The following is a 17,285-nucleotide window of genomic DNA, read 5'->3' on the forward strand; positions in this document are numbered from 1 at the left end:
TGATGATGTTGTCGCTGCCCAAGACCAAAATACGCGTGCTGCTGCTGGAGGGCGTGAATGATTCCGCAGCCCGGATGTTCGAGGCGAACGGCTATACCGAGCTGCAACGCCTGCCCAAGGCGCTAGGACCGAAAGAACTCAGGCTAGCGCTGTCGGGTATCCATATGCTGGGAATTCGGTCGCGGACCCAGTTGACCGCGGAAATCCTCGAGGCTGCCGACCGGCTGCTCGTTGTCGGCTGCTTTTCGGTCGGCACCAATCAGGTGGATCTCGACGCCGCGCGAAAGCTCGGCATCCCCGTATTCAACGCGCCATATTCCAACACCCGCAGCGTGGCGGAGCTGACCATCGCCGAGATCGTCATGCTGTTCCGCCGGATATTTCCGCGTTCGGTTTCCGCACATGCCGGCGGCTGGGACAAGTCCGCCGAAGGCAGCCGTGAGGTGCGCGGCAAGACGCTGGGCATCGTCGGCTACGGCAACATCGGATCGCAGCTGTCGAACCTCGCGGAAGCCATGGGCATGCGCGTGATCTATTTCGATCAGACCGACAAGCTCCGCCACGGCAATACCGAGCCCGCTGAATCGCTTGACGCGCTGCTGGCAGCGAGCGACGTCGTCTCGCTGCATGTGCCGGAGACGCCGACCACCGCCAACATGATTGGCGCAGCCCAGCTCCAACTGATGAAGCCCGAGGCCTATCTGATCAACAATTCGCGCGGCACCGTGGTCGATCTCGATGCGCTGGCGAGCGCCCTGCGTGAGGGCCGGCTGGCAGGTGCCGCAGTCGACGTGTTCCCGGTCGAACCGGTGTCGAACGAGGCGCGTTTCGTCTCGCCGCTGCAGGGCCTCTCCAACGTCATCCTCACGCCGCATGTCGGCGGTTCGACGGAGGAAGCGCAGGATCGCATTGGTGGCGAAGTCGCACGCAAGCTGATCGATTATTCCGATGTCGGGTCGACCTTCGGCGCGGTCAATTTTCCGCAGGTGCAATTGCCGGCGCGACCGACCGGCACGCGTTTCATCCATGTTCACCGCAATGTTCCGGGTGTCATGCGTCAGGTCAACGACGCGGTCTCCCGGCACGGGATCAACATCCTGGCGCAATATCTGCAGACCGATCCGGAAGTCGGCTATGTCGTGCTCGAGACCGACGTGGTCGGCGGCGAGGGCGAGGGGCTGCTGGCCGATTTGAAAGCCATTGACGGCACGATCCGGGTGCGGGTGCTGTATGACGCAAACCGGCCGCAGGGGTGATCGACCGCGTCAATCCGCCGAGAAGCCGAACGGGACGCTCGAGGTTCTGAAATCGTCGGGAAGAATCTCGCGTCCGATCGGAGGCGCCGAGCGCGCTGCGCATCGCGGGCGATGGCAGACCCGGCAGGCGACGCCGATCGGGGTCGGCTCATCCGCGTTCGGCCCCTGTCCGTCGCGCGTGTAGATCAGCTGGCTTGCATGCTCGGCGGCGCAGCCGATCGCGATCGCCCGCTCCACGCGGATGGCCCCGAACGCGCCGCCGCCGGCGGTCACGGTGCGGGCGATCGAGAAGAACCGCTGTCCGTCGGGCAATTCCAGCCATTGCGTGACGATCTGGCGCGGCGTCTTGAAGATATCGTGAACCGACCATAGCGGACAGGCGCCGCCGTGCTTGGCAAACGGAAACCCTGCGCCATCGAGCAGCTTGGAAATGTTGCCGGCGGGATCGACGCGGATCAGGAAGAACGGCACTTTCTCGAGCCCCGGCCGCTGCAGGGTCGTGACGCGGTGCGCGGTCTGCTCGAAGCTGGTGCCGAATTGGCGCGCCAGCGCCTCGAGATCGTAGCGACGCGTCTCGACCGCTTTGGCAAACACGGAATACGGCATGATCAGCGCGGCCGCTGCATAGGCCGCGAGTGCCCGGCGGGCCAGCAGCTCGGCGCTCTTGCTGGTGAACTTGCCGTCTTCCACCGCCGCGCCGATCTCGCCTTCCAGCTCCAGATAGGCGAGTTGCTTGGCCAGCTGAAAATTGAGGCCTGCGGTATCGAGCGAATCCTCGAGCAGCAATTGTCGGCGATGGAGGTCCAGTCGCCGGACCGAGCCGAGCATGACGTTCGGCGGCAGGTAGCGGACCTGGAGCTTGTGACGCTCGCGAAGCCGCTCGATAAATCCGGCTGGTCCGGCCGGTTCATGGACGAGACGCTCGGCGGCATCGTCGAGGTTGGCGAAATTGTTGCGGCGGGCGGCGAGAAATCGCCTGACTTCCGCGACGGGATCGTTGGCGTCGAAGTTCTCCTGCCCCGGGTGGGACCCGCCACCCACCAGGTCTGGCGCCCGTCGCTCCGCAAGTGCCAGCTGTTCTTCGCGATAGGCGGTGTAGAGGCGCAGGAACGCTTCGGTCATCCCGGGATAGCTGACCGCGAGGTCGCTGACCTCAAGCGCGGGGATGTCGATGTCGGCAAACATCGGTTCCTTCAACACCGACTGCATGCGCGCGGTGTGATCCGCGCCGCCGTCGCCGGCGAGATCGGCCAGATCGATCTTGTAGGTCCGGGCAAGGCGCAGCAGCATATCCGCCGTCACCGGCCGTTGATTGCGTTCCAGCAGCGCGACATAGGGTGCCGAGATTTCGAGATCGGCTGCCATGTCCGCCTGGGTCAGCCCAAGATCGCGCCGCAGCCGCCGCAGCCGCGGGCCCATGAAAACGGAACGGGCGCTTGAGGTTACCATCGCCTCATCCAAGGTTTGTAAGATTCTTACAATAATACATCAGTTTCTTGTAAGTTATGACAAGTTTTCCGCGCCAGGTCTAGCTCCCGATGACGCCGCGCGTCACAAATGGTGCAGTTATTTCGTCACCGAAGGGATCACGGACATGAACTTCCAACCGCGCGGGATCAGCGACCGGGCCATCCAGGGACCGGCTTCGTATCAGAGCGAGCTTGAGGCGGCCGAAGCGCTGCTCAAGACCAAGGACACCTGGAACGGCGTCACCGCCGAGGCCGTGGCGCGCATGCGCCTGCAGAACCGCTTCAAGACCGGTCTGGATGTCGCCCGCTACACGGCTGCGCTGATGCGCGCCGACATGGCCGCCTATGACGCCGACAGCACCAAGTACACCCAGTCGCTCGGCTGCTGGCACGGCTTCATCGCCCAACAGAAGCTGATTTCGGTCAAGAAGCACTTCGGCACGACCGACCGCCGTTACCTCTATCTGTCCGGCTGGATGATCGCTGCGCTGCGCTCCGAGTTCGGACCGCTGCCCGACCAGTCGATGCACGAGAAGACCTCGGTGCCGGCGCTGATCGAAGAGCTCTACACCTTCCTGCGCCAGGCGGATTCGCGTGAGCTCAACGACATCTTCCGCGCGCTCGATGCGGCCCGCAAGGAAGGCGACAAGGCCAAGGAAAAGGCGCTGATCGAGAAGATCGACAACTTCCAGACCCACGTCGTGCCGGTTATCGCCGACATCGACGCGGGCTTCGGCAATGCCGAGGCGACCTATCTGCTCGCCAAGAAGATGATCGAGGCGGGCGCCTGTGCCCTGCAGATCGAGAACCAGGTCTCCGACGAGAAGCAGTGCGGCCACCAGGACGGCAAGGTCACCGTGCCGCACGAGGTGTTCATCGCGAAGATCCGCGCCTGCCGCCATGCGTTCCTCGAGCTCGGCGTCGAAGACGGCATCATCGTGACCCGTACCGACTCGCTCGGTGCCGGCCTGACGCAGCAGATTGCCGTGAGCCACAAGCCCGGCGACATCGGCGACCAGTACAACAGCTTCCTTGATTGCGAGGAAGTGACGGCTGCCAATGCGCGCAATGGCGACGTCATCCTCAACCAGAACGGCAAGATGATGCGCCCGAAGCGTCTGCCCAGCAATCTCTACCAGTTCCGTCCCGGCACCGGTGCGGATCGCTGCGTGCTCGACTGCATCACCTCGCTGCAGAACGGCGCTGACCTGTTGTGGATCGAGACCGAGAAGCCGCATATCGAGCAGATCGCCTCGATGGTCGATCGCATCCGCAAGGTCATTCCGAACGCGAAGCTGGCCTACAACAACTCGCCGTCGTTCAACTGGACGCTCAACTTCCGTTGGCAGGTCTACGACGCGATGAAGGAAGCCGGCCAGGATGTCAGCAAGTACAATCGCGCCGAGCTGATGAAGGCGGAGTACGACGAGACGCCGCTGGCGAAGGAAGCCGACGAGCGTATCCGTACCTTCCAGGCGGATTCGGCCAAGCGCGCCGGCATCTTCCACCATCTGATCACGTTGCCGACCTATCACACGGCTGCGCTGTCGACCGACAATCTCGCAAGGGAGTATTTCGGCGAGCAGGGCATGCTCGGATACGTCAAGAACGTGCAGCGCGCGGAGATCCGTCAGGGCATCGCCTGCGTGAGGCATCAGAACATGGCAGGCTCCGACATTGGCGACGATCACAAGGAGTACTTCGCCGGTGAGGCCGCCCTCAAGGCGGGCGGCGCGCACAACACGATGAACCAGTTCGGCTAATCGATCGAATAGGTCATTTAGACATCGGCTGGACAGGCGGGATTGCAAAGCAGTCTCGCCTGTCTGCTCGTTTGGCCGGGCGATTTCGACCACGGTGACGCGGTCGAATTCGCCCCGTAGCGTTTGCAAGACCGTTCCCGTCAGGCTTCGTCCCCGCTGTCGAGGTTCCCCCGTTCCCTGCCAGCGTGGTATTGCGTCACTGCGACCATTGGGGGCATGCCACGCGATGACTGTCGGGCACTATGCATCCGCCGTCACCAGCTCCGCTGTGATGGAGCTGCTCAAGCCGTTCGATCCCCGCATCGTCGGAACGCTGCCGCTCGGCCTTGCCGTGCCGGGCAGCGACATCGATATCGTTTGTCATGCGCCCGATCCGAACGCTTTCGCGGACATCGTTTGGACCCACTACCAATCGGCCGATGATTTCGTGCTGTACCGATGGGCCAAGGGAACGCGGCAGGCCATTGCCCGCTTTGTGTGGGATGGCTGGCCGTTCGAATTGTTCGGTGACCTGCGTCCGGTAAACCAGCAGCAGGGCTGGATCCATTTCGAGGTCGAGCGGCGGTTGCTCGCGCTTGATGACGGACGGCTGCGGCAAGCCGTCGGCAAGTTGCGGGCAGATGGCCTCAAGACCGAGCCTGCGTTCGCCGCCTTGCTCGGGATACCGGGCGATCCCTATCGCGGGTTGCTCGAACTCGCTGCCGAAGCGGACGCCTCGTTGCGCGCCCGGCTCGCGGCGTGCGGCGTCGGCTGATCGCGAGGTTCATTCACCCGGAACGAGGTGGCCCATCGGCTGTCGCGCGAGGCACCGGTGCCTGCGGCGGGACAGATAGAGCAGCAGGCCGGTCACGGCGAACAGCGGCATCATGGCGGCGGCCAGCATGAAGACGAGCTTGCCGGGCCAACCCAGGATGGCGCCGCGGTGGATGTCGAGCACGCCGGCGAGGACGCGCTCGCCAAACGTCTTGTCCGCGTAGCGGTCCGACGAGATGACGCGTCCGGTGACGGCGTCGATCCGGAATTCGTCGCGCACGCTCTCGAGGGACGAATCCCGCGGCCATGACCGCACACGTACCGCCGTGCCCGCGCCGGCCGGCAGGGTCAGCAGGACCCGTCCGTAATCGTTGTTCTCCTGCTGCAGGAACGTGGTCCAGACACGATCGAAGGCGAGCGGCTTTGCTTCCGCCTTCGCTTCGATTTTGGCTTCGCCCTTGCCCGCGGCGGCCGCCGCGCCGCGTGGTGGCTTGGGCTGCATCGCCGCATCCGCGGCTTGAGGCCGCGCCAGGAGCCAGTTAGCGCCGGCCTTGTACCACTCGAACGAGTACCACAGGCCGGTCAGCGTCATCACCAGATAGACCGGCAGCACCCAGGTGCCGATCACAGCGTGCAGCGAGCGGTGCAGGCCGCGCCCGCGCAGGCCGAGGTTTGGCTTCAGCCACATCTTCACGCTGCGCGCGCGATGCGGCCAGCGCAGCACGAGGCCGGTGATCAGCATCACGATCAGGCAGATCGCGGCTGACCCGGTGATCTTGCGGCCGATACCATTGCCGTCGCCGGGCAACAGCAGCCAGCGATGCAGCTTGCGGACGGTGGCGAAGAAGTCCTCGCCGCGCGGCGAGCCGAGTAAATGTCCGTCATAGGGATCGACATAGACCGAGGAGGGACGCGCGCCGCCTTCGCTGCGGGCGAAACGGATGCGTGCGGCCGCTGACGGGTCGCTCGCCATCGTCACGGCGGAGGGCCGGCCGAAGTCGCCGGCCGACTGCAGCCGTGCGACCAGTTCATCCGGTGTCAGCCGCCGCGTCGCACTGGCGTCGACGCGCATGATGTGGCTGTTCAGGCTGGCCTCGATCCCGTCCTCGAACGCCATCGTCGCGCCGGTGATGCCGACCACAGCCCACAGCAGCGCCAGCGCGAGGCCGGCGAGGGAGTGGACCTGCAGCAGCGCGGCCTTGATCGGGCGGCGGACATCATTCATCGAATCCGGCCTTTCGGATCAGTGCGATTGCGGCCGCTTGATGCGCGGCGATCTCGTCGATGGGGAGAGCATCAGCAGCGAACGATCCGATTCCCTCCACGATCGCCGCCCGCTTTGCGGTCGCAAGCACGGGGTATTCCAGCTCGGCGGTGGCGAAGATCGTCTGGACCTCGGGTGTGACGAGGAATTCGAGGAACGCGCGTGCCGCGGCCGGGTGCGGTGCGTGCCGGGCAATCGCCGCGCCCGTCAGGTTGACGTGACTGCCGCCGCCCGCGAACGCAGTCGGAACGGCCTTCACGGCGTCCGCCCATGTGCGAAAGTCATTGCCTTCGCGGCCGTCGCGGAGCTGGGCGAGCGCCACCGTGTTGCCGATCCCGATGTCGCAGTGTCCTTCCGCGATCTCGCGGATCACGTCGTTGTCCTTGCCTTTCGGCTTGTGGGCGAGATTGGCCTTCAGCCCGGCGAGCCAGCTCTCCGTCGCATCTGTTCCGTGATGCGCGAGATAGGCTGCGATCAGCGCGACATTGTTCTGGTGAGCGGCCGGCCGCATGCACAGTTTGCCGCGCCATTTGGGATCGGCGAGCTCTTCATAGGCGATCGCGGCGAGCGGGTTGTCCTTGCGTGCGAACACCACGCGCGGACGGGTTGCGAGCGCGATCCACTGGCCGTTGTTGCCGCTCAGGTTCGCCGGCACCGCCTGGTCAAGCGTCGGCGATGCCAGTACCTGCGTCAGCCCGCGCGCGGCAAGCTGGGTCGTCTTGTCGAGGCCGATGGTGAGCAGGACATCAGCGGGCGAATTGTCGCCTTCGGAGGTCAGGCGGTTGACCAGGCTGTCCTCGACAAAGACGGTGTTGACCTTGGTGCCGGTCGCTGCCGTGAAGGCCGCGATGACAGGCTCGACCAGATTGGCTTCGCGGGTCGAGTAGAGCGTGAGCTCGTCGGCGCGGGCGGTGACGCAGGCGAAGGCGGTCGTCGCCAGGACGGCCAGCAGTCCGATCGCTGTCCGTGCCGTAGCCATGTTAGAATTTCACCGTCGCCGAAAGCGAGAAGCGCCGCGCGTCGCCCATCGCCACGGCCAGATTGCTGACGGCCGAGGGATAGTAGACGGTATCGAACAGGTTCTTGACGTTGAACTGATAGACCACCGGGAACGTCTGGACCTTGGTCTCATAGGTCGCAAAGACATCCGCGACGGTGTAGGCCGGCAGCACGAAGCTGTTCGTGGCATCGCCGGGCCGGTCGCCGACATAGCGTGCGCCGCCGCCAAGACGCAGCCGGCCGGGCAGGGTGGTGCCGAAATCATAGACCAGATAGAGCGAGGCGGTGTTGAGCGCGACGTTCTGCAGCGCCTTGCCGATGAGCACCGGATCTTCGGTGACGCGCGCATCGGTATAGCCGTAGCTGCCGATCATGCTCCAATTGTCGGTCAGTTGGCCGGTGACGTCGAACTCGACGCCGCGCGAGCGGACCTTGCCGGCGGTGCGGTACTCGACAATGCTGGTGGCAGGGTTGAGCTGCGAGACCAGCACGTTCTTCTTGTCGATATCGTAAAGCGCAAGCGTGCCGGAGATCCGCTTGTTGAAGTCGAACTTGACGCCGGTCTCCCACTGGGTGCCCTGTTCCGGGGCGATGTTGGAGCCGATCACGACGCCGCCGGTGAGCGGCGCGATGGTCGAGGTCGGTTTCAGCGACTGGGTGTAGCTTGCATAGAGCGAGACCTCGTCGGTGAGCTTGAGGATCGCGCCGCCGAGCGGCAGCGCCTTGTCCTGCGAGACATTGGTGTTGGTGATGAAGGGCCGTCCCTTGCCCGCGATCTGGTCGTAGTCCATGTAGCGCACACCGCCGACCAGCGCGAAGCGCTCGGTGAGATGCAGCGTGTACTGGAAGAACAGCGACCACTGGCCAAGCTTGTCGGTCTGGGCGCCGTCGACGGCGGAGACCGTGGTGCCCGGCGTGATCAACCCATAGACCGGATTATAGAAGTTGAAGCTCTGCGCCGCCTGCCGGATCAGATTGTCACGGTAGATCGTGCGGTACTGGCCGTCACCGCCGAACAGCACCTCGTTGCGGAAACCGCCGAGCCAGACATTGCCCAGCAGGTAGGAGGTGCCGTAGCTCGAATTGCTGAGCGAGCCCTGCGTGCCGTCATTGCTGCGGGTCTCGACGCCGGTCTTGGTGTTGATGCCGGTGATGCGGAGCTGGTTGGCGCTGAATGTCTCGGTGTTGTAGCTGTAGGCCGCGAACAGCTTCCAGTCCTGGTTCAGGCGGTGCTCGACCGAGGCCTGCATCAGGTCCGAGGTGCCCCACATGTTGTTGAAGGGCTCGTCGAGCCGGCGCGTCGCCGGGATCGCCAGCGGCACCTTGGTCACGGAATCGAACGCGGTGCCGCGGTCGAACGGCGTGATGAACTCGCGGTGCTCGTAGTTGAGCTGGACGGTGGTGTTCTCGCCGTACCAGGCCAGCGACGGTGCGACCAGCATTTCGCGATGGCGTCCGAAATTGCGCCAATAGTCCTCGCTCACGCCATAGCCGATGAAGCGATAGGCGAGGCCGCCACTACCGATCGGGCCGGTGATGTCGATGGTGCCGTCGGCGCCAGTCCTCGAGTTGGCAAAGGTCGAGCCGAGCAGGGTGACCGAGCCATGCTGATACAGCTCGGGGCGCTTGCTGATCGTGTTGACGATGCCGCCGGGATCCATGATGCCGTAGAGCAGCGACGCCGGGCCTTTCAGCACTTCGACGCTCTCGACCGCAGCGTTGAGGCTGCGGCCCTGCACCAGCGGCATCCCGTTGCGCATGATCGAGCCGTCGCGGTTGTCGCCGAAGCCGCGGCGCATCACCGCATCCTGGGTGCCGGCCAGCGTGTTGCCCTGGGTGACGCCGCTGACATTGGCGAGCGCGTCGTAGAGATTGCGCGGCAGCTGATCCTTCAGCACTTGTTCCGGCACGACGTTGACCGTCTGCGCGGTGTCGAGCGGCGAGGCGCCGCTGCGCAAGGTGGTTGAGCTCGGCATCGCGCGATAGTGCAGCTTGGCTTCGTTCAGCACGGCGCCGGCAGCTGCCGCACGCTCCGATGGTATCGGGGGCGTCGGCGGGGCATTCCGGCTGCGCTGCCGTGCCGCGGCGGCCGACTGCGTTCGCTGTGCCGACCGCGCCGAACTGGCTGCGGGCTTGCGCTTCTGTGTCGGTTGCTCGACCGTGACCGGCGGCAAGGGGACGCTCGATTGGGCGCTTGCCGGCGTCACCGCCGAGGAGATGTCGGCGAGCAGGAATGCTGCGCCGATCAGCAGATGGGTATGGCCCTTGTCGGCGGCATTTCGACGGTCGCCGACAATCCGGCCATCGGCAATCACAGGCACTCTTGCACTTCCGATTCACGCGAATTCATTCACGCCGCGCCTCTAGCAGTCGGCGCGCGCGAAAAGAACCGGAGCAGACTTGAATCCCTCTAACCGGATTGGATTTGAATCGTTCTAAGACGCAACGGGGCTCGCGCGTGTGCGCGAGCTCCGCATCTCATGACTTGATGTCACGTTAGCGCGTCAAATGGTCGCGCGATCCTCGCATGAGGTGAGCGGTCGTTGTCCTGTCACGCCTCAAGCGCAGGATGACTCATGTGGCGCGGTGCGCTTCACGACATCGCCAGGAGGACGGGCGCCGAGCCGACCATCCCCGTGCTGACGCCGTCGCGTGCCATCGATTCGATTGCGCTCCAGTTCTCGCGGAAGATTCGCGCTGCCTCGTTGGCACTTTCCGCCTGGATCGTCAGACTGCACGCGCGTCTCGCGCCATTGCTGGCAAGCTGGAAGTAGAGAACATATCCAGACGATTCCGCGCTCCGTGCGCCCGACGGTGCCTGCTGCATGTAGGTTTTCCCCAATCGTGTTTTTGTTGCGCCACCCGCAGGCAGGATTGGACCGAGATGCGGCACAGTCGTGGTTCAAAACGCGCAATCTGCACGATCGCGCATTTTGTCTGCCGGTGTTGCCGGGATTCAACAGGTCATGGAACCGGTGATGAACAGCGGCTCCAACTCAGCCGCGATCACGGCGCCGTCTCAGCTGTTGCTGCGTGACCTACGCATCGCCATCGGGATGCACCATCAAGGTTTCCTGGATCGAGGTTGCGAGCATCGACCCATCGCGGTCATGGACGCGGGCGATCGACAGCCCGCGGCCGCCATCGGCGCATGGGCTCTCGGTTTCGACATGCATCCAGGCGTCGGGCGAGAATGCACGATGAAACCAGATGCAATGGTTGAGGCTCGACAGATAGAGCGGCGCGCGCGACTGCAGGTCGCGGAGATGGCCGCCGACGCTGGAGAAGTTGAGCCACCAATCCGAGAGATAGGCGAACACCGCGGCCTGGGCGCGGGAACCGGCGGCGAGCGGCTGCCGACATCTGATCCAGAAGCGCAGTCGCGGCCCTGCCGTCGCGGCCGAGAGCTGACGTTCGATCTCGGGGATGCGGAAATCCATGCTCGGCTTGATTTGCGGCGAATAAGGACCGAGCGGCCGCAACTGCGCCATCAGCTCGTCGGGGATCACGCTCAGATCGGGCAGGCTTTCGGGATCTTCCGGCGGTGCAAACGGCTCTGCGTGTCGCGGGCCCGGCTGGGCTGCGCAGAACGTAGCCTGCGCGCTCAACACGGTGCGCCCGTCACCCTGGCTGCCGACGATATGGCGGGAGGAGAACCGCTTGCCGTCCTGCAGAACCTCCGCGTCAAAGGTGATGCGCCGGGTGGGATCGGCGCCGCGCAGGAACAAGAGCTGCAGCATCGCCGCCGGGCGATCTTCGGGCGCGCTGAGCGTCGCGGCCATCATCGCTTGGCCAAGGATCTGGCCGCCATACGAACGGCCGTTGAGATTGCCGTCGCCGAAGCGGCTGCGATAGCGGAGCGGCGCGATGGTCTCGAGCGAGACCAGTGCCTCGGCCGCCTTGTCGTCCCAGGAATCGCAGGTGTCGCCGTGTTCCTCCGCGACGCGGATGCCTTGCCCGTCCATCACATCGCCGGGAATTTCTGCGGTCCCGGATAGAGCGGGTAGCCGGCGGCGACGCCGTACTCGCTGATGCCGAAGCCGGTCTCGTTGCCGCTTTCGAGTCGGACGACATGGTCCGACAGCGTCCGCGCGATGGCGCGCGTTGCCGCGTCGTCGAGGTTCCAGATGTCGTGGGCGGCATGGTTCTCGCCGCGGTCGTCGCCATGGGTCCAGCCTTGCAGGCCGCCATACATGCCGGCCTTGAGATAAAATCGCGTCGGCAGTCCGTGCATCCTGATGCGGCGCGGCTCGCCGCGATCGAAGCCGAAGGTGAAGTCGGCGACAGCGATGGTTTGGCCGAGCGGATCGTCGACCCATTCGATCGCGTGCTCGACCGAGGTCACCTCGCGATGCGAAACAGATCCGTCGGCTTCGCGGCGGAACTCGCTGCCCGAGAGGTAATGCGGTTTGCCCGGCGTGCGCTCCTTGATGAAGATCGACAGCGCCGACGTCTCGAACTGGAACATCGACCAGGTCCAGAAGAAATTGCGATGGGTTGCAACCGGCGGCCTGGTCTCGTCGGTGCGCATCTCGGAGCGCAGGCCCCAGGAGCGGTCACGCTGTCCCCACCACAGTTCGGGTTCGATGTTGGTGCGCTTGCCGTCGGCGACGATCCAGCCGCGCCAGCGGCCGAATTGCGAGACGCGCGCAAGGTCTTCCTCGACGACGCCGTTGCGCTCGCGAAAATTCTGCTTCTCCTGCGCCGCCGGAAAGCTCGCCTTGAACTCGAGCTGAAAGCTGATTCCGGACGGATTGTCGGCGAGCGACAGCCGATGCAGGCCCATGCCCTCGACGATCTCGATCCTGAGCCCACCGACTTCCGTCTCCAGCGGACGCGCCCCGAGCCGGCGCGAGGCACGGAAATTGTGCTGGCGACGGCCGATGGTGATGCCGGCAAAGCCGTCCATCACGTTGCGGTTCGGGTAATAGCCGAGCCCGATGTCGATCAGCAGTTCGCTGCTGTCGATCGGATGCGCGGTGTACCAGTAGCGCTCGGTAAATCTAATGTCTCCGCCGCCTGCCTTGGCAAACGGCTGCGGCGTCTGGTGGCCGATGAGATCGTCCTGGGCTGTCAGCATTGTTCTTGTCCTTGTGTTTGAGCCGGCTCGGTCAGTCGGATGCGAGGCGCAGGATCAGTCTTTGGCCGGGCCCGCGCCCACGATGTCGCCGAACAGCACCCAGGTCTTGCCGTCGAATCGGGCGAAGCGTCGTTCGGTGATCGCTGCGTAATCCTGCGGCGTGGTCTGGATGGTGATGCCCGGCAGCAGCATCGGCAGCGCGATGCCGCTCAAGTTGGTGGCTTGCTTCAGCACGTTCTCCCGCGTGAGATTGTCGCCGCAGCGCTGCAGGATGATCGCGCCGAGCTGGGCCGTGGTGTAGCCGGTCACCGCGATCACGTCGTTCGGGTCCATGCCCGGCATATATTTCGCGGCGAAGGCGAGATAGTCAGTCATGCCCTTGTCATTGGCCCAGGCCGGATCGTTGGGCGTCTTGTAGGAGGTCGTAGTCAGGATGCCGGTCGAGGCCTCGATCCCCGCCGGCACCAGCACGCCGGCGATCGAATTCGCAGTCGAGCCGAGGAAGATCAGCGGCTTCCATCCGAGCTCGTGGATCTTGCGGATCGCCATCGAGGCAAATTTGTTTTGCGCGGCGATCAGGATGGTATCGGCACCGGACGCCTTCAAATTCACGATCTGGGAGTCGATCGTGGGCTCGGTCGACTGATACATCGCCTCCTTGACGATCATCGTGTCGGCTTTTGCGCCCAGTCCTTCCTTCAGGCCAAGGACAAAATCCTTGCCGATGTCGTCGGCCTGCAAGAGCACGCCGATCTTGGCGTCCGGCTTCTCGCGCAGGACGTAGCGCGCTATGATCCGGGATTCGTTGACGTAGGTCGGCGAGTAGGGCGTCGTCCAGGGAAACTGCTTGGGATCGTTCCAGCGGGTGCCGCCGCTCTGCACCAGGAGCTGCGGGACGCCGTTGCTGTTGAGGTATTTCTGGATCGCGGCGTTGGTCGGCGTGCCGAACGGCGCCATGATGGCGAGCACCTTGTCGTTCTCGACCAGCGCGCGCGTCACCTCGACGGTCTTTGGCGGGCTATAGGCGTCGTCGCGGGTTACGAAATTGATGTGGCGGCCGTTGATGCCGCTTGTCTCGTTCAGCATCGTGAAATAAGCGAGCATGGTCTTCGGGAAGCTCGCATAGATCGACGCCGGTCCGCTGTAGGGCGCATTGGCGCCGAGCAGGATCTCGGTGTCGTTGACCCCGGGACCATAAGCCTTCTGGGCATTCGCTGTTCCGAGCGCGCCGGTGAGCGCGAACGCCCACACGGCAAGCGTGACGATTGGCTTCCGCATCTTCCCCTCCCATGACGCCCTCTTTCGCGGGGCTCGTTGATCCCTGCGGCGGTGCCTTCAAGGGCTTTACCCGTCGCGTTGGCTGTGTAATAATAGACCGTCTGTCCGGATTATCAACTGAAATCTCCGGGCAGCGTATCGGCTTCACGCATGACGGAAACATCCGCAGGCGCGCGCGGCCGCATGGCGGTGAGGAGGAAACATGAAGCTGACGCAGGCGCTCATCTCGGCGGTGCAGTTGCGCAAGGATGCGCCCGGCACCATCCATGCGGGACGGTCGCGAAGCTGGAAGGAGATCGGCCGTCGCGTCGCCTGCGCCGCAGGCGGACTGCGGCGGCTCGGCGTCGAGGCCGGCGATCGCGTTGCGATCCTCGCGCACAACAGCGACCTCTATATCGAGGCGCTCTATGCCATCGCCTGGGCCGGTGCGGTCGCAGTGCCCCTCAACACACGCTGGGCGGTCGCCGAGAATGCCTATGCGGTCGACGATTCCACGCCAAAGCTGTTGCTGGTCGACAAGACCTTTAGCGAGATCGCGTCGGGCCTGCGTGGCGCAAAATCACTCACCGCGATCGTCTATCTGGACGAGGGAGAGGTTCCCGACGGCATGCAGGGCTATGACGAGCTTGTTGCGAACGCGCCGATCGAGGATGCATCGGGCGCCTATAACGATCTCGCGGGCATCTTCTACACCGGCGGCACCACCGGCTTTCCCAAGGGCGTGATGCTGTCGCATGCCAATATCATCTATGAATCGCTGGTCTGGATCTATGCGCTCCGGTTCCGGGAAGACACGCGATACCTGCACTCGGCCGGGATGTTCCATCTGGCCGGCACCTCGCCGATGATCGCGCTGACTTTGGTCGGCGGCACCCATGTCACGATCCCGAAATTCGAGCCCGAGCTCGCGATGCGGACCATCGCCGAGCACAGAGTGGATTACTGCCTGTTCGTGCCGACCATGCTCAACATGATGCTCAATCATCCGTCCTTCGGCAGCTATGATCTGAGCAGCGTCAGGGATTGCGAGTATGGCGCCTCGCCGATGCCGGATGCGCTGCTGGTCAAGCTGATGCGCGTGCTGCCGAGCTGGCGCTTTCACCAGGGCTACGGCATGACCGAGAGCGCGGCGCTGGCGACGATCCTGCCGTGGGAGTACCACGCGCTGGAAGGACCGCTGGCGGGAAAGCGCAAATCGGCAGGGCGAGCGGCGCCGGGTGTCGAAGTCCGTATCGTCGATCTCGCGGGCAACGAAGTGCCGCGCGGCACGGTCGGCGAGATCGCGATCCGCGGCGCCGGCGTGATGCTCGGATACTGGCGCAAGCCCGAAGAGAGCGCGCGGGTGCTGCGCAACGGCTGGCTGCACACCGGCGACGGCGCCTGGATGGACGAGGACGGCTTCGTCTATATCGTCGATCGCCTCAAGGACATGATCGTCTCGGGCGGCGAGAACGTCTATTCCGGCGAGGTGGAGAACGCAATCTTCCAGCACGAGCAAGTCAGGGAATGCGCAGTCATCGCGGTGCCCGATCCGCAATGGGGCGAGGCGGTCCACGCGATAGTGGTGCCGAAGGACGGCGCACGGCTCGATTCCGACATGGTGATCGCGCATTGCCGCACCCTGATCGCGGGCTACAAATGCCCGCGATCGGTCGACATCCGCCTCGAGCCGCTGCCGCTGACCGGCTCCGGCAAGATCATGAAGTCGGCGCTGCGCGAGGAGAAGTGGCAGGGCTATACGAGGTCGGTCAATTGATGCAGGAGGCTACCAAACGATCCGATGATGTGTCGGAGCCCGTCCGCCCGGCCGTGGTGAACGACGACGCCGTGCGGACGGCGCTCGCGCAGCATCTGTCGCGAATATCTGGGAGCCGGACGGAGATCACGAGCTTCGGCCGCAAATCGTCGGGCTTCTCCTGGATCACCTTTGTTTTCGTGGCGCGCTCTGCGGCTGACGGAGACCGCATGCTGATCCTGCGCGTCGGTCCGCCGAATGGGCTGTTTGCGCCCTATTCGGTGCTGTCGCAGGTCTATGCGCTGCAGTCGCTTGCCGGCTCCGGCGTGCCGGTTCCGGCGCTGGTGTCGTTTGAACAGGATGGCGCCGAGTTCGGCTTCCCGTTCTTCATCTGTAAGCATGTCGAGGGCGACGTGCCCGCACCATGGACGGCGAGCGAACTCGATCCGGACCACAAGCGCTCGATCGCCCGGCAATTCGTCGAGATCCTGGCGTCGCTGCACCGGATCGACCCGAGCGCAACCCCTTTTGCATCGCTGCAACAGGGCGGAGAGCGCGCCGAAGTTCGCGCGATCGCCGGCTGGCGCGCGTCGCTGGCGCGTCCGACCGCGCGCTATTATCCGCTGCTCGATTGGGGCGGACGCTGGCTTGAGGACAACTGCCCACAGCCGCCATGCCGCACCATCGTGCATGGCGACTACCGGATCGGGAACTTCATCGAGCACAATGGGCGGATCACCGCCATTCTCGATTGGGAGCTCACTCACCTCGGCGATCCCCATGAGGATCTGGCTTGGGCGATGATGCCGACCTTCAATGCCAGGAGCCGCAAGCTGTATGGCGTGCTCGAGCGCACCGAGGTGATCGATCTCTATCAGCGCGCCTCCGGCATTGCGGTCTCGGACAAGAGCCTCGCCTTCTACGAGGCCTACGCGCTGTATCAGGCGGCGGCGATCCAGATGTGTGCGGTGCGCGCCTTCGAGGTCGATCGCTTCAACGACCTGCGGCTTGCGGTGATGGCAAGCCAGATGCCCTCGATCGTGCGGGCCTTCGAGCGCGCATTGGAGGCCGCGGCATGAGTGCATCCTTCGAGCGGCTGGTCGACGGCATCATCGATGCCCTGCAAATCCACGTCGTGTCGAACAGCAACGATGATTTCGTCCGCGGCCAGGTGTTCTCCGCGATCTACGCGCTGAATGGCCTGAAGCTCGCGGCCGACTGGAAGGCCGGACCGCTGCTCGAGCAGGTGCGTCTGCAGGACGATACTTTTGCTGCGGTCGAGCGATTGGCGGATGGCGCGGCGCATCCGGAGATCCCAGCGACGCCGCGCCTCGCGAGCGACATCTCCGACGCTGCCGCGATCGAGGCATTGCGCGACGAAGGCGACCGGCGGCTGGGGCAGCTTCTGCTCTGGGCGAGCGGCGCGGACGCGCGTGCGGCCAATCGCGATGCCGCGGCCGAGATCGAGCGGCTGCTACGGCGTTCGATCTGCGACCAGCTCAAGGTCGAGCTTGCGACGACGCCGAAGTCGATGTTGCAGCAGATCGCGGGCGGCGAACGCGATGGCGGCGCGGCGCAGGGCTGAGGCAGTCACGCAGCGGTCCACCCGGAATTGCATCATTGCGCGCTGCTCCGGAACTCAGCCGCGGTGTTTGCAAAGAAGCTTGCCGGCCCGTCTCACACGTGTT

Annotated in this window: 14 protein-coding genes; 6 read left to right on the plus strand and 8 right to left on the minus strand. The window is 64.6% G+C overall.

Annotation, left to right across the window (positions count from 1 at the left end; translation table 11 throughout):
* Window positions 1-2 precede the first annotated feature (2 nt).
* Window positions 3-1,256, plus strand: a complete 1,254-nt coding sequence (serA, locus tag HU230_RS02755) for a phosphoglycerate dehydrogenase (protein ID WP_176533083.1) — start codon at window positions 3-5, stop codon at window positions 1,254-1,256.
* Window positions 1,257-1,265: 9 nt separating this feature from the next.
* On the opposite strand, the gene HU230_RS02760 is transcribed toward serA, so the two are convergent.
* On the minus strand, window positions 1,266-2,705 hold the full coding sequence (locus HU230_RS02760; protein ID WP_176533082.1) for a helix-turn-helix domain-containing protein: 1,440 nt from the start codon (window positions 2,703-2,705) through the stop codon (window positions 1,266-1,268).
* A 145-nt stretch (window positions 2,706-2,850) separates the two neighbouring features.
* Between HU230_RS02760 and HU230_RS02765 the strand changes: the two genes are divergently transcribed.
* Both HU230_RS02765 and HU230_RS02770 read left to right on the plus strand, forming a co-directional pair.
* Complete coding sequence (locus HU230_RS02765; RefSeq protein ID WP_176533081.1) at window positions 2,851-4,488, plus strand: isocitrate lyase; 1,638 nt, start codon at window positions 2,851-2,853, stop codon at window positions 4,486-4,488.
* Window positions 4,489-4,714: 226 nt separating this feature from the next.
* Window positions 4,715-5,242 (plus strand): DUF4269 domain-containing protein, encoded by a 528-nt coding sequence (locus HU230_RS02770; RefSeq protein ID WP_176533080.1) that lies wholly within the window; start codon window positions 4,715-4,717, stop codon window positions 5,240-5,242.
* 9 nt (window positions 5,243-5,251) lie between these two features.
* Here HU230_RS02770 and HU230_RS02775 read toward each other — a convergent pair whose 3' ends face one another.
* The 7 genes from HU230_RS02775 to HU230_RS02805 all read right to left on the minus strand — a co-directional run bounded on the left by HU230_RS02775 (window position 5,252) and on the right by HU230_RS02805 (window position 13,862).
* Window positions 5,252-6,466, minus strand: a complete 1,215-nt coding sequence (locus HU230_RS02775; RefSeq protein WP_176533079.1) for a PepSY-associated TM helix domain-containing protein — start codon at window positions 6,464-6,466, stop codon at window positions 5,252-5,254.
* A complete protein-coding gene (locus HU230_RS02780) occupies window positions 6,459-7,484 on the minus strand; it encodes an extracellular solute-binding protein (protein WP_176533078.1) in 1,026 nt (341 codons plus the stop codon). Before HU230_RS02780 ends, HU230_RS02775 begins: the two co-directional genes overlap by 8 nt.
* Window position 7,485: 1 nt before the next feature.
* Complete coding sequence (locus tag HU230_RS02785) at window positions 7,486-9,819, minus strand: TonB-dependent siderophore receptor (RefSeq protein WP_176535170.1); 2,334 nt, start codon at window positions 9,817-9,819, stop codon at window positions 7,486-7,488.
* Between the two features lie 278 nt (window positions 9,820-10,097).
* On the minus strand, window positions 10,098-10,331 hold the full coding sequence (locus HU230_RS02790; protein WP_176533077.1) for a hypothetical protein: 234 nt from the start codon (window positions 10,329-10,331) through the stop codon (window positions 10,098-10,100).
* A 211-nt stretch (window positions 10,332-10,542) separates the two neighbouring features.
* Window positions 10,543-11,469 (minus strand): acyl-CoA thioesterase, encoded by a 927-nt coding sequence (locus tag HU230_RS02795; protein ID WP_176533076.1) that lies wholly within the window; start codon window positions 11,467-11,469, stop codon window positions 10,543-10,545.
* Window positions 11,469-12,584: an Rv3169 family protein gene (locus tag HU230_RS02800; protein ID WP_176533075.1), complete on the minus strand. Its 1,116-nt coding sequence runs from the start codon at window positions 12,582-12,584 to the stop codon at window positions 11,469-11,471. Before HU230_RS02800 ends, HU230_RS02795 begins: the two co-directional genes overlap by 1 nt.
* A gap of 54 nt (window positions 12,585-12,638) precedes the next feature.
* Complete coding sequence (locus HU230_RS02805) at window positions 12,639-13,862, minus strand: ABC transporter substrate-binding protein (RefSeq protein ID WP_176533074.1); 1,224 nt, start codon at window positions 13,860-13,862, stop codon at window positions 12,639-12,641.
* A gap of 202 nt (window positions 13,863-14,064) precedes the next feature.
* On the opposite strand from HU230_RS02805, the gene HU230_RS02810 reads away from it, so the two are divergent.
* The 3 genes from HU230_RS02810 to HU230_RS02820 are packed head-to-tail and all read left to right on the plus strand — an operon-like array spanning window position 14,065 to window position 17,182.
* Entirely contained in the window at window positions 14,065-15,618 is a 1,554-nt protein-coding gene (locus tag HU230_RS02810) for an acyl-CoA synthetase (protein ID WP_176533073.1), read from the plus strand.
* A gap of 29 nt (window positions 15,619-15,647) precedes the next feature.
* Window positions 15,648-16,676, plus strand: coding sequence for a phosphotransferase family protein (locus tag HU230_RS02815; protein WP_176533072.1), 1,029 nt, complete (start codon window positions 15,648-15,650; stop codon window positions 16,674-16,676).
* Window positions 16,673-17,182, plus strand: a complete 510-nt coding sequence (locus tag HU230_RS02820) for a hypothetical protein (protein WP_176533071.1) — start codon at window positions 16,673-16,675, stop codon at window positions 17,180-17,182. Before HU230_RS02815 ends, HU230_RS02820 begins: the two co-directional genes overlap by 4 nt.
* The last annotated feature ends 103 nt before the right edge of the window (window positions 17,183-17,285 follow it).

The organism is Bradyrhizobium quebecense (genome assembly GCF_013373795.3).
GTDB classification, from domain to species: domain Bacteria; phylum Pseudomonadota; class Alphaproteobacteria; order Rhizobiales; family Xanthobacteraceae; genus Bradyrhizobium; species Bradyrhizobium quebecense.

Bases quoted from the DNA above. Each gene is read 5' to 3' on its own strand.
- HU230_RS02780 (WP_176533078.1), bottom strand. From the start codon at position 7,484: ATGGCTACGGCACGGACAGCGATCGGACTGCTGGCCGTCCTGGCGACG.
- HU230_RS02820 (WP_176533071.1), top strand. From the start codon at position 16,673: ATGAGTGCATCCTTCGAGCGGCTGGTCGACGGCATCATCGATGCCCTG.
- HU230_RS02805 (WP_176533074.1), bottom strand. From the start codon at position 13,862: ATGCGGAAGCCAATCGTCACGCTTGCCGTGTGGGCGTTCGCGCTCACC.
- HU230_RS02765 (WP_176533081.1), top strand. From the start codon at position 2,851: ATGAACTTCCAACCGCGCGGGATCAGCGACCGGGCCATCCAGGGACCG.
- serA (WP_176533083.1), top strand. From the start codon at position 3: ATGATGTTGTCGCTGCCCAAGACCAAAATACGCGTGCTGCTGCTGGAG.
- HU230_RS02770 (WP_176533080.1), top strand. From the start codon at position 4,715: ATGACTGTCGGGCACTATGCATCCGCCGTCACCAGCTCCGCTGTGATG.
- HU230_RS02775 (WP_176533079.1), bottom strand. From the start codon at position 6,466: ATGAATGATGTCCGCCGCCCGATCAAGGCCGCGCTGCTGCAGGTCCAC.
- HU230_RS02800 (WP_176533075.1), bottom strand. From the start codon at position 12,584: ATGCTGACAGCCCAGGACGATCTCATCGGCCACCAGACGCCGCAGCCG.
- HU230_RS02795 (WP_176533076.1), bottom strand. From the start codon at position 11,469: ATGGACGGGCAAGGCATCCGCGTCGCGGAGGAACACGGCGACACCTGC.
- HU230_RS02810 (WP_176533073.1), top strand. From the start codon at position 14,065: ATGAAGCTGACGCAGGCGCTCATCTCGGCGGTGCAGTTGCGCAAGGAT.
- HU230_RS02790 (WP_176533077.1), bottom strand. From the start codon at position 10,331: ATGCAGCAGGCACCGTCGGGCGCACGGAGCGCGGAATCGTCTGGATAT.
- HU230_RS02760 (WP_176533082.1), bottom strand. From the start codon at position 2,705: ATGGTAACCTCAAGCGCCCGTTCCGTTTTCATGGGCCCGCGGCTGCGG.